At 62.1% G+C, this 11732-nt stretch carries 13 protein-coding genes; 3 read left to right on the top strand and 10 right to left on the bottom strand.

Annotated elements, in window-relative coordinates; translation table 11 throughout:
• From J2X67_RS16620 to J2X67_RS16580, 9 genes are all read right to left on the bottom strand, one after another.
• A partial coding sequence (locus J2X67_RS16620; protein ID WP_038111923.1) for a GTP-binding protein occupies nucleotides 1–90 on the bottom strand: 90 nt, incomplete at its 3' end.
• Nucleotides 91–286: 196 nt separating this feature from the next.
• Nucleotides 287–2386: an elongation factor G gene (gene fusA, locus J2X67_RS16615; RefSeq protein WP_309954431.1), complete on the bottom strand. Its 2100-nt coding sequence runs from the start codon at nucleotides 2384–2386 to the stop codon at nucleotides 287–289.
• Between the two features lie 96 nt (nucleotides 2387–2482).
• Complete coding sequence (gene rpsG / locus J2X67_RS16610; protein ID WP_013543947.1) at nucleotides 2483–2956, bottom strand: 30S ribosomal protein S7; 474 nt, start codon at nucleotides 2954–2956, stop codon at nucleotides 2483–2485.
• A 151-nt stretch (nucleotides 2957–3107) separates the two neighbouring features.
• Nucleotides 3108–3485: a 30S ribosomal protein S12 gene (gene rpsL / locus J2X67_RS16605; RefSeq protein WP_013543948.1), complete on the bottom strand. Its 378-nt coding sequence runs from the start codon at nucleotides 3483–3485 to the stop codon at nucleotides 3108–3110.
• A gap of 182 nt (nucleotides 3486–3667) precedes the next feature.
• Nucleotides 3668–4837, bottom strand: a complete 1170-nt coding sequence (locus tag J2X67_RS16600) for a D-alanyl-D-alanine carboxypeptidase family protein (RefSeq protein WP_309954429.1) — start codon at nucleotides 4835–4837, stop codon at nucleotides 3668–3670.
• A gap of 40 nt (nucleotides 4838–4877) precedes the next feature.
• Entirely contained in the window at nucleotides 4878–5510 is a 633-nt protein-coding gene (locus J2X67_RS16595; protein ID WP_309954427.1) for an alpha/beta fold hydrolase, read from the bottom strand.
• A gap of 71 nt (nucleotides 5511–5581) precedes the next feature.
• Complete coding sequence (locus J2X67_RS16590; RefSeq protein WP_281146685.1) at nucleotides 5582–5935, bottom strand: ferredoxin; 354 nt, start codon at nucleotides 5933–5935, stop codon at nucleotides 5582–5584.
• Nucleotides 5936–5944: 9 nt separating this feature from the next.
• Nucleotides 5945–7093, bottom strand: a complete 1149-nt coding sequence (locus J2X67_RS16585; protein ID WP_409050508.1) for a VanZ family protein — start codon at nucleotides 7091–7093, stop codon at nucleotides 5945–5947.
• 5 nt (nucleotides 7094–7098) lie between these two features.
• A complete protein-coding gene (locus J2X67_RS16580) occupies nucleotides 7099–7527 on the bottom strand; it encodes a CopD family protein (RefSeq protein ID WP_309954425.1) in 429 nt (142 codons plus the stop codon).
• Nucleotides 7528–7895: 368 nt separating this feature from the next.
• Here J2X67_RS16580 and hemB point away from each other — a divergent pair, with 368 nt between their 5' ends.
• Both hemB and J2X67_RS16570 read left to right on the top strand, forming a co-directional pair.
• Complete coding sequence (gene hemB / locus J2X67_RS16575; RefSeq protein WP_409050509.1) at nucleotides 7896–8885, top strand: porphobilinogen synthase; 990 nt, start codon at nucleotides 7896–7898, stop codon at nucleotides 8883–8885.
• A 69-nt stretch (nucleotides 8886–8954) separates the two neighbouring features.
• Nucleotides 8955–10115, top strand: coding sequence for a magnesium transporter CorA family protein (locus J2X67_RS16570; RefSeq protein ID WP_309954421.1), 1161 nt, complete (start codon nucleotides 8955–8957; stop codon nucleotides 10113–10115).
• Between the two features lie 110 nt (nucleotides 10116–10225).
• Here the strand turns inward: J2X67_RS16570 and J2X67_RS16565 are convergent, their stop codons facing one another.
• A complete protein-coding gene (locus J2X67_RS16565; protein ID WP_309954419.1) occupies nucleotides 10226–10594 on the bottom strand; it encodes a DUF4148 domain-containing protein in 369 nt (122 codons plus the stop codon).
• 228 nt (nucleotides 10595–10822) lie between these two features.
• On the opposite strand from J2X67_RS16565, the gene J2X67_RS16560 reads away from it, so the two are divergent.
• Nucleotides 10823–11731, top strand: coding sequence for a LysR family transcriptional regulator (locus J2X67_RS16560; protein WP_309954417.1), 909 nt, complete (start codon nucleotides 10823–10825; stop codon nucleotides 11729–11731).
• The last annotated feature ends 1 nt before the right edge of the window (nucleotide 11732 follow it).

Genomic DNA, 11732 nt, shown 5'->3' with positions numbered 1-11732 from the left:
CGCCGTCAGCGTGGTCTTGCCGTGGTCAACGTGACCGATCGTGCCCACGTTCACGTGCGGCTTGGTGCGGGTGAATTTACCTTTTGCCATTTTTCAATCCTTGAAAGAGCATTCCCGTGCATTGGTTTTATGTCTGCACCCGATTGCTGGTTCGCCTCGCACGGGAACGCGGCGGCACCGGATCGCAGACAACGAGGGCCGCGCACTGCGCGACCCCGCATTCTTTTTAATCAGTTGGGAACAGAGCAAATTTGCTGCGCAAATCTTGGTCTGTCCCACAAAGACATTACTTAGCGCGAGCAGCCACGATGGCTTCAGCAACGTTACGGGGAGCTTCAGCGTAGTGCTTGAACTCCATCGTGTACGTTGCACGGCCTTGCGACATCGAGCGCAGCGTGGTCGAGTAGCCGAACATTTCCGACAGCGGCACTTCGGCCTTGATGGCCTTGCCGCCACCAACCATGTCGTCCATGCCTTGCACCATGCCGCGGCGTGAGGACAGGTCGCCCATCACGTTGCCGGCATAGTCTTCGGGCGTCTCGACTTCCACGGCCATCATCGGCTCGAGAATCACGGGGCTGGCCTTGCGGGCGCCTTCCTTGAAACCGAAGATCGCGGCCATCTTGAACGCCATTTCGTTCGAGTCCACGTCGTGGTACGAACCGAAGTGCAGCGTGACCTTGACGTCCACGACGGGGTAGCCCGCCAGCACGCCTTGCGTCAGCGCTTCGACAACACCCTTTTCCACCGCGGGGATGTATTCGCGAGGAACCACACCGCCCTTGATGGCGTCGACGAATTCGAAGCCCTTGCCGGCTTCCTGCGGCTCAAGCTTGAGCACGACGTGACCGTATTGGCCCTTGCCGCCCGACTGGCGAACGAACTTGCCTTCGGCTTCTTCGACGGTCTTGCGGATCGTTTCGCGGTATGCCACTTGCGGCTTGCCCACGTTGGCTTCCACACCGAACTCGCGCTTCATGCGGTCCACGATGATTTCGAGGTGGAGCTCGCCCATGCCGGCAATGATGGTCTGGCCCGATTCTTCGTCGGTCTTGACGCGGAACGAGGGATCTTCCTGGGCGAGACGCTGCAGGGCGATACCCATCTTTTCCTGGTCGGCCTTGGTCTTCGGCTCAACCGCTTGCGAGATCACCGACTCGGGGAACACCATCCGCTCGAGCGTCACGATGGCTGCAGGGTCGCACAGGGTTTCGCCCGTGGTGACTTCCTTCAGGCCCACGCAAGCGGCGATGTCGCCGGCGCGGATTTCATTGACTTCTTCGCGGTTGTTCGCGTGCATCTGCACGATACGGCCGATACGTTCCTTCTTGCCGCGCACCGGGTTGTAGACGCTGTCGCCCTTTGTCAGCACGCCCGAGTAGACGCGCACGAAGGTCAACTGGCCCACGAACGGGTCGGTCATCAGCTTGAACGCGAGCGCCGAGAACTTCTCGTTGTCGTCGGCCTTGCGGGTGACAGGTGCTTCGTCTTCGTCGAGGCCTGCAACCGGAGGGATGTCCAGCGGCGACGGCATGTATTCGACGACGGCGTCGAGCATGGCCTGCACGCCCTTGTTCTTGAAGGCCGAGCCGCACAGCATTGGCTGGATCTCGCCGGCGATCGTGCGCTGACGCAGGGCCTTCTTGATTTCTTCCTCGGTCAGCTCGTTGCCTTCGAGGTACTTGTTCATCAGCTCTTCGCTTGCTTCGGCAGCGGCTTCGACGAGCTTTTCGCGGTATTCGTTGCAAACGTCGGTCAGGTTCGCGGGGATCTCACCGTAGGTGAAGGTCACACCCTTGTCTTCGTCCCAGATGATTGCTTTCATCTTCACGAGGTCGACGATGCCCTGGAAGTGCTCTTCGGCACCGATCGGGATCTGGATCACGACGGGGTTGGCCTTCAGGCGGTCGACCATCATCTGGCGCACGCGCAGGAAGTCGGCGCCGGTGCGGTCCATCTTGTTGACGAACGCGAGGCGCGGAACCTTGTACTTGTTGGCCTGGCGCCAGACGGTTTCCGACTGGGGCTGCACGCCGCCCACGGCGTCATACACCATCACGGCACCGTCCAGCACGCGCATCGAGCGCTCGACTTCAATGGTGAAGTCAACGTGGCCGGGGGTATCGATGATGTTGATGCGGTGTTCGTCGAACTTGCCGGCCATGCCCTTCCAGAAGCAGGTGGTGGCAGCCGAGGTGATCGTGATGCCACGCTCTTGCTCTTGCTCCATCCAGTCCATCGTGGCGGCGCCATCGTGCACTTCACCGATCTTGTGGTTCACGCCGGTGTAGAACAGGATGCGCTCGGTCGTCGTGGTCTTGCCGGCGTCGATGTGCGCGGAGATGCCGATGTTGCGGTAGCGCTCGATGGGGGTCTTGCGGGACATGATTTACTTTCGGGTTAAATGCGTTGAGCGCTGGGCCTTGAGCACGGGCGACGTCGCCCGACACTCAATACCCAACGCCCAAGCGAAGTTTGATTTTTAGAAGCGGAAGTGGCTGAAAGCGCGGTTGGCTTCAGCCATGCGGTGCACTTCGTCGCGCTTCTTCATGGCACCACCACGGCCTTCCGTGGCTTCCATCAGTTCGTTGGCCAAACGCAGGGCCATCGACTTTTCACCGCGCTTGCGAGCGGCTTCCTTGATCCAGCGCATCGAGAGCGCCAGGCGGCGCACGGGACGCACTTCGACCGGCACCTGGTAGTTGGCACCGCCAACGCGGCGCGACTTGACTTCGACCATCGGCTTCACGTTGTTGATGGCAACGGTGAAAGCTTCGAGCGGGTCCTTGTCAGGGTTCTTCTTTTCGATGAAGTCGAGTGCACCGTAAATGATGCGCTCGGCGATCGCCTTCTTGCCGCCTTCCATGATCACGTTCATGAATTTCGACAGCTCGACATTGCCGTACTTGGGATCCGGCAGGATTTCACGTTTGGGGACTTCGCGACGACGTGGCATGTTACTAACCTCTTTGCTTCAGTTGGCGCCGATTCCGGCACCGCGAGAGCCATTCCGGACTCTCACTTACTCGACCCGACATTGGGTCACTTCGTTCGATGTGCCCGCCAAGGCAACCGAACACCGTTTGTTTTTCTGACGACAGGAAGGCTTAAGCCTTCTTGGGACGCTTCGCGCCGTACTTGGAGCGCGACTGCTTGCGGTCTTTCACGCCTTGCAAGTCGAGCGAACCGCGCACGATGTGGTAGCGAACACCGGGCAAGTCCTTGACACGACCGCCGCGAACCAGCACAACGCTGTGTTCTTGCAGGTTGTGGCCTTCGCCGCCGATGTAGGAAATGACTTCGAAGCCATTGGTCAGACGGACCTTGGCAACTTTACGAAGCGCCGAGTTGGGCTTCTTTGGCGTCGTGGTGTAGACGCGGGTGCAGACACCGCGACGTTGCGGCGAGTTCTGCATGGCAGGGCTCTTCGAATTGATCTTTTCGACCGTTCGACCCTGACGCACCAGTTGATTGATGGTTGGCATGAATGAATTAGTCCCAAAACAACCCGGCCTTTGGCTGTGAACCGCCTTTGTCCTTGACGTGACGCAAGGCAAGGAGACCGGGAATAACGAAAACGTGAAACCCTTCGGAAAATTCCGAAAAGCCCACGAGTATAGCAGTCGCCCTTGCTACCGGCAAATGAACCGGGAGGGCGCGTGCAAAATCACTTGATCCAGAGGCGAACGGCGTCCCAGGCGCGGCCGAAGACACCCGCCTGCTCGACACCTTCGAGCGCCACCAGCGGCACGTCGGCCAGGGGCTGGTCGTCCAGGGTGACCTTGAGCGAGCCCACAGGCTGGTACTTGGTGAAAGGAGCAACCAGCGGCTCCGGACGGGCCACCTGCGTCTTGATCTTGCTGGCGGTACCGGCTGGTACCGCAACCACGATGGCTTCCGGCCGGCCAAGCTTCAGCGTGTTGACCTTGCCCTTCCAGACAGCTGGCGTGGCCGCCGGCTGCCCGGCGTCGAACAGCCGAACGGCGTCGTAGGCCGTGTAGCCCCAGTTCAGCAGCTTTTGCGACTCGTTGGCGCGCACGGTTTCGCCCGAAGTGCCCAGCACGATCGACAGCAGGCGGCGGCCGCCGGTCAGGTTGGGAAAGTCGCGCTTGGCGGTGGCAATCATGCAATAGCCGGCCGCCTCGGTATGTCCGGTCTTCAGGCCGTCGACAGTAGGGTCGCGAAACAGCAACAGGTTGCGATTGGTGTCGTTGGTGGAAGGCGTGCCGGGGTAGCGGTACTTCTTGATGGCGTAGTACTTGGCTTCTTCGGGAAAGTCGCGCACCAGGCGCGTTGCAAGAATGCTCAGGTCGCGGGCCGTGGTGGTATGGCCGGGGGCGGTGAGGCCTTCGGGGTTCTTGTAGCTGGTGTTCTTCATGCCCAGCGCCTTGGCCTGCGCGTTCATGAGTTCGACGAAGTGCTCCACGGTACCGCCTACGCCTTCAGCGAGCGCCACGGTGGCATCGTTACCCGACTGCACGATGAGGCCCTTGATCAGGTCTTCGACCGGCACCTGCATCTTGGGATCGATGAACATGCGCGATCCCGGCATCTTCCAGGCGCGCTGGCTGACCGGGAAGGTCTGGCTCAGCGTGATCTTCTTGGCGCGCAAGGCGTCGAACACGATGTATGCCGACATCAGCTTGGTGAGCGAGGCGGGTTCGACGGGGCTGTCGATGTCTTTCTGCGCAAGGATCTGGTTGGCGGTGACGTCGAGCAACAGATAGCTGCGCGCGGCAATTTCCGGCGGGGCCGGCACCTGGGCGGCGGCAATCATGCAAACCGATGCGGCGGCGGCGAGCACCAGCGCGCGAAATGCGTCAAGAAAACGATTCATTGGAAAAATTGGAGAAAACGAAAACAAGCCCGCGGGGCTTTCATGGGGCGCCGGCGCGCAAATGGCGGACGACCAAGCTTTTGAGCAGCGGCAATTGTCCGTGAAAGAAATGGCCGCCCCCGGGGACAACCGTGACAGGAAGTGACTGCGGCCGCGCCCAGTCCATGACAGCCGCGAGCGGCACGGTGTCATCGGCTTCGCCGTGGACAACCAGGGTGCGCTCGTGCGCCTCGACCGGCAGGGCGGCCACCGAGAAACGCGAAGCAGCCGTTCCCACGAGCACAAGCTGCCGCACGTCGCGCGAAGCCCATAGCTTTTCGGCGGCGCAGCTTGCAACGAAAGCGCCGAAAGAAAATCCGGCAATGGCCAACGGCCCTTTCGCGGCAAGCTGGCTCACCACATCCAGCATGTCCTCGCGCTCGCCGCGCCCCTCGTCGTGCACCCCTTCGCTCGCACCCACGCCGCGAAAGTTGAAGCGCACCGCCGTCCAGCCGCAGGAGACAAAGGCGCGCGCCAGCGTCTGGACCACCTTGTTGTCCATGGTGCCGCCGAACAGCGGATGAGGATGAGCGATGACCGCAATGCCGCGCGAGGCGTCGGCCGGCAGATCGCGCTGAACCTCGATGACGCCGGCGGCGCCTTGAAGACGGATCTTTTCGGTCTGGGAATTCATGGTGCAGGAATTAAGGGCGTCGCTACGGTGCGCCGGGGCGCACGGTACGAGCATTGAATTTCCGAAAAAGTTCAGCGGCCCACATCGGGAGGCAACAGGAGCCGCTCGACGACTTCGCCGTTCTTCAGATGCGACTCGACGATTTCGTCGATGTCATCCGTATCGACAAAGGTGTACCAGACCGCTTCCGGGTAAACCACTGCGACCGGGCCACCAGCGCAACGGTCCAGGCAGCCGGCCTTGTTGACCCGCACCTTGCCCGGGCCGGCCAGCCCCGCTTCTTTTACCTTTGCCTTGCAGCGGTCGAAACCCTGCTGGGCATTGTGCAGGGCGCAGCTGTCTTCGCCGTTTTTGCGCTCATTCAGGCAAAAGAAGATGTGACGGCCGTAGTAGCCGCGCGGCGCGGCGGAGTTGGAACTGGGCATCGAGTGATTTTAGTGACGCGCGCCGTTCCCTTCAGGCTGCGGCTTGCTTCGCCGCGACAGCGCTGCGACCACATAGGCAAGCACTGCAAAAGGCCAAAGCCAGCCTAGCCACTGCGCCAGCCCGTGAAACCGGATGAAGCGCCCCTGCTCCCAGGTTGCGAGCGTCTGCGCAAAGTACGCACTCTCGGGCGCCTGGTTCAAAAGACTCAGCTGGATGACCAGCCCCAACAACAGCAAAGCCGCGCACAAGCGGCGGGGCGCTCCCAGCAACAGCATGCCGGCGACAAGTGCCGTGGCAATGCCCACCTGCACCGGGAGGCCCAGCCAGGCCCACGCATGCTCCGGTCCATAACTCAGCGCCGCCGACAGCGCAGACGCGCCGATGCCCGCCAGCAACGTCAGCGGCAGCAGTACCGCGCGCCGCACGACCGTGCGCGTAACCAGAAAAGCCAGCAGGCATGGCACAAGCGCGCCGAGCATCACGCACAGCAGTTCGGCAGCAGGCACCAGCGGCTCGAGCTCGAACTGGCGCAGCGGCATCCAGTCGATAAAAGGCGTGTCGAGCAGCCACTCGGAGATTGCCACCTCTAGCCGCTCGAACACCTGGCCCAGTCCGAACGTCACCGCAGCCGGAAAAAGAAGTGCGAATGGCCAGAGCGCCAGCAGCACCAGCGCGCCGCGCGCATCGTCGACAAACCACTGCGAGCGCGTGCGGCTCCAGTGCGCCACTGCCCCCAGGCGTTCCAGCCCCGCTGCCAGCATGGCTCCCAGAAGCGCCCCTGACGTGTTCAAACCCAAGTCCACGTTGGAAGGGATGCGCGCCGGCAGATAACTTTGCAATGTCTCCATGGCAAAGGCCAGTGCAGCGCCGGCCAGGGTGGCGCACAACATCGCGCGCCAGCCGCTGGCGTCTTGCCGCGTGCGCAGCACGGCCAATGCGCACAGAAAACCAAACGGAACGTAGCCAGCCACATTGACGGCGAAATCGAAGCCCGTCCAGTACTTCGGCCAAGACGCCGACAGGTAGGCCCAGGGCGCGATGCCCTGGTCGCGCCAGTCTGCAAACGGGTACAGGCTGGCATAGACGATCAGCGCCGCATAGGCGAGCGCAAGAGGCAGCGCGGCGGACTTGTGCTGCTGCTTCTCCACCGTGGGCACCGGGCTCAGAACGGCTTGACGACCACCAGCACCACGATGCCGAGCAGCAGCAGGACTGGCAGTTCATTGAACCAGCGGTACCAGCGGTCGTTGCGCCGGTTGCCGCCCTCCGCGAAGCGGCGCAGCAGCACGCCACAGCCATGGTGATAACCGATGACCACGAGCACCAGCGCCAGCTTGGCATGCATCCAGCCGTTGCCTGGGCCCCTGCCAATACCGTAGCCCAGCCACAGCCACAAACCGAAGCCGAGCGCCGGAACGGCCAGGAAGGTGGTGAAGCGCAACAGCTTGCGCGCCATCAGCAGCAGGCGCTCACGCTCTGCGACGGATTCAGGCGGCACCATCGCCAGGTTGACGAAGATCCGAGGAAGATAAAAAAGCCCCGCGAACCAGCTTGCAATAAAGACGATGTGAAGAGATTTGACCCAGAGCATGGAGCCAGTTTAGTGGCCGACTGCGCCATCCATCTGCTCCAGCGTGCCGAACCGACGCGAACGGCAGGCAAAAAAAAGCCCGACGTCTTCACGTCGGGCTGGGAAGCCCTTTTGCTGTCACACATCAAGGCACCCGCTCAGGGAGGAAAAGCGGGGAGCGGCAAGCCGCCCGCTTCAGAATTTAACAAAGACGAAACAAGGTTTCAAGCGACTCGGCCACTTTCTTTGACATTTTTGTATAAAAAAAGAGAACCTTCGGGCTACTAATTTGTCGTGTCATCGGACAACCGGAAATATGGAATCGCGCCGCAATTTGGCGCTTCAGGCACAATTTTCGGCTTATGACGCGTCCCTCCCCCTCCTTTGCCATGTACCCGGCCGGCCGGCCCCGCCGTTTGCGGCGAGACACTTTCACCCGCAACCTGGTCAGGGAGCATGCGTTAACGGCTCATGACCTCATCTACCCGGTGTTTGTGCAAGAAGGCGAGAAAAAGCGCGATGCCGTGTCTTCGATGCCCGGCGTCGAGCGCCTGAGCCTCGACCTGCTGCTGCCGGTGGCCGAGCAATGCGTAAAAGCCGGAATTCCGGTGATGGCCCTTTTTCCGGTCATCGATGCAAGCCTGAAGACACCGGCGGGTGACGAGGCATTCAATCCGGAGGGGCTCATTCCGCGCGTGGTCGCCGCCCTGAAGGCCCGCTTTCCGGAGCTTGGCGTGATGACCGACGTGGCGCTCGACCCCTATACCAGCCACGGGCAGGACGGCTTGCTAGACGACACCGGCTACATCATCAACGACGCCACTGTTGAAGTTCTCACGAAGCAGGCGCTCACACAGTCGCAGGCGGGGGTCGACATCGTTGCCCCCAGCGACATGATGGATGGGCGCATCGGCGCCATTCGCGCGGCGCTCGAGGCCCGCGGCGACGTTCACACCCGGATCATGGCCTACAGCGCCAAGTACGCGAGCGCCTTCTACGGCCCGTTCCGCGATGCCGTCGGCTCGGCCGCCACGCTCGGCAAGAGCAACAAGAAGGTCTACCAGATGGACCCGGGCAACAGCGACGAGGCGCTGCGCGAAGTGGCACTCGACATCGCCGAAGGTGCCGATATGGTGATGGTCAAACCCGGCATGCCTTACCTGGACATCGTGCGCCGGGTCAAAGACGAGTTTCACGTGCCGACCTTCGCCTATCAGGTAAGTGGCGAATACGCGATGCTCAAGGCCGCCGCACAGAACGGCTGGCTCGATCACGACGCCGTCGTACTCGAAAGCCTGCTCGCCTTCAAACGCGCCGGTGCCGACGGCGTACTCACCTACTTTGCGCTTGACGCCGCGCGCTTGCTACAAAAACAATAGCTGAACGCTTTCGCGCCTGCGGCGTGGGCCGATCGCAATTCAGAAAAAAGAGAGCAACGAGGCAGGCCCATGCGCATCTTTGAAATCAACCGTTCGCAAGTGAGCGAGCATCCGGCGCTGGCGCCTCTCACGGTGCCCGGGGCCTGCGCCGCGCAAGGCTATGTCTGGATTTCGCTCACGCGAGACGAGTTTCGCGAGTCGCTTGCAGAAGTCCAGCAGATCCTGCAGTCGCTCTGCCTCACCCAGCTGGTCGACCTGCACGTGGCCGACCTGCTCAACGACCAGCTGCCTTCGCACTACGACTACACCTCCAAATACGACGTGCTGGTGTTCCGGCGCCTCTCTGCCGGGCCCGGCCAGGCGGCTTTGGGCAACGGCCAAGGCACCACCGGCGGTGAGCCGCCTCTGCCTACGCCGTCGCGACGCGGCCCCCCGGTGCTGCGCCGGGTCGATACCCGTCCCGTGGGGTTTGCGCTGTTCGACCGCGTGTTGCTGTCGGTGCACCCGGAAGACGGTGCGGTACGCGACGCCTTTGCCGCCAGGCTGCTTGCCGCGGGGTCTCCGGACGACCAGGGCGCTCCGGCGCTCGACGTGCGGGCCACTTCGGCCCGCGTTCCCACGGGCACCGCAGACCTGATGCTGCGCGTCATCAACCAGATCGTCGATGGCTACCTGGACATGCGCCGCGAACTCACGCGCCAGCTCGACCATTGGCAATCCGAGCTGATCGATCCGCGCAGCCGCTTCACGAACTGGGGAGCGCTCATGGAAGCGCGCCAGTCGTTGCACCGCCTGGACGAAATCTGCGAGGACCAGCGCGCCGCCATACAAGACTGGATCGACTCGCTGGAGACGCTGCCAGCGCCCAAGAACGAAGCGGAGCAGCGCGAGCGCGAACTGATCATGGTGCGCAGCCGCGACGTGCTCGAACACATCGAACGGGTGGTGCACCACGTGCACCGGCTGGAGCAGAACGCCGAAACCGCAGTGCAGATGCACTTCAGCGTTCAGGGGCACCGCGCCAACGACATCATGCGGGTGCTCACCGTGCTGACGGCCATTTTTCTGCCCCTCAACCTGATTGCCGGCATCTTCGGCATGAACTTCGAATTCATTCCGCTGGTGCACAAGGCGGACGGATTCTGGATTGCGATGGCTGCGATGCTGGTCATCGCCGTCGTGCTGGTGGTGGTGTTCTGGCGCAAGCGCTACCTGGCGCGCACGCGCTGAACGCCCTGGCGCTTTTTACAGCGGTCTCGCAAGATCCCCAAAGCAAAAAGGCCACGCAATTGCGTGGCCTTTTTTGTTGCTGCCCGCGAAGGCAGCGACTTGCGTCCCGCTTACTTGGCGACAGCGCCCGAGCCTTGCTGGGCTTGAACGCGTGCGTCCATCGGGTGGGGCATCGTCGAGACAACCTTGCTGTTGACGCGCGAGCCGCTGGTCACGTTCTGGTCGGGAGCGAAGGCGGTGCGAACGGCTTCGGCTTCGACGAGGGCGCGGTCTTTCGACACGGCGACGGTTTCCGGGCCGCGCGAACCGCGGGTCACGTTCTGGTTCGGAGCCGATGCGGTGCGCATGGCTTCGGCGTTCACTTCGTCACGGCTCTTGGTCGAGACGGCGGTGTTCACGCCTTCGTAGGATTCAGCTTGAGCGCCAGTGGCGGCCAAAAGGGTCAGGGCTGCAGCGGCGAGGATGTGCGAGGTCTTCATTTTCAGTTCCTTGTATTCGTTGGATGGTTCGTCCACCAGGCTCGCTGGTTGCTCACCTGTGCGGCGAGTTTCCAACTGAATGGCCACTGCAAAACACGTGGAACAGAGACACCGTGTTTCCTCTATTGAAACAATGACAACCCGAAGGCATGCCACTCGATTGAACGCATTCGCCGGAAAATCCGCGCATGCCGTTCCCGGAACGCAAACAACAATAGGCGCTTTGACATGGACAGTCTCGATCTGATCAGAACCTTCCGGGAGGTTGCTTCGCACGGCAGCTTTTCGCATGCGGCCAAGAAGCTCGACATGTCCAAGGCCACCGTCAGCAAATATGTGGCCGAACTCGAAACGCGCTTCGGGGTGCGGCTTCTCAACCGGTCCACGCGTTCCGTGAGCCTTACCGATGCCGGGCAGTTGCTGCTCGAGCGCAGCACCCCGGTGCTGGAGATGGTGGAACTCACGCAGGCCGAGTTGCAAGAGCGCGCCACCCAACCCGGCGGCCGCTTGCGCATCTCGGCACCGCACGGCATGGGAAACGGGGAGTTTCCGAGCCTCTTGGCCGACTTCATGCGCTACTACCCCGATGTGAGCATCAGCCTGCAGCTCACCAATCGCACGGTCGATCTTGCAGAAGAAGGCATCGACGTCGATATTCGCAGCGGCCCGGTTGCCGACGCCAACCTGATCGTGCGCAAGCTGATGCTCATGGAGATGGTCGTCTGCGCCTCTCCCGTGTACTGGAAAAAGCACGGCAAGCCCGAGCATCCGCGCGACCTTGCCGGACACGAAGCGCTTACGCACTCTCTGCTGGGCGCCCAGCCGGTCTGGCGCTTCGAAGACGGCGACCAGCCGCTGGACGTGCCGGTGAAAAGCCGCATGGACTGCACCGAGGGCGCGCCGCTGATACGCGTTGCGATGCGCGGCTTCGGTGTGATCTACCTGCCCTCGATCCTCGTGCAATCGCACATCGAGAACGGCGAACTGGTGCCGGTGTTGCAAGACTATGCGCGCAAGGACATGTGGCTCTCGGCCGCCTACCTGCAGCGGCGCCACAACAGCGCCGCGCTTCGCGCATTACTCGACTTTCTTCAGACTCGGGTCGGCAAAGGGCCCGGATCGCAAAAGAAACGATAGA

Source organism: Variovorax sp. 3319 (genome assembly GCF_031456585.1).
Taxonomy (GTDB): domain Bacteria; phylum Pseudomonadota; class Gammaproteobacteria; order Burkholderiales; family Burkholderiaceae_C; genus Variovorax; species Variovorax paradoxus_P.
Note: the sequence above shows the minus strand (reverse complement) of the source record. Positions and strands in the feature narration are given on the sequence as shown.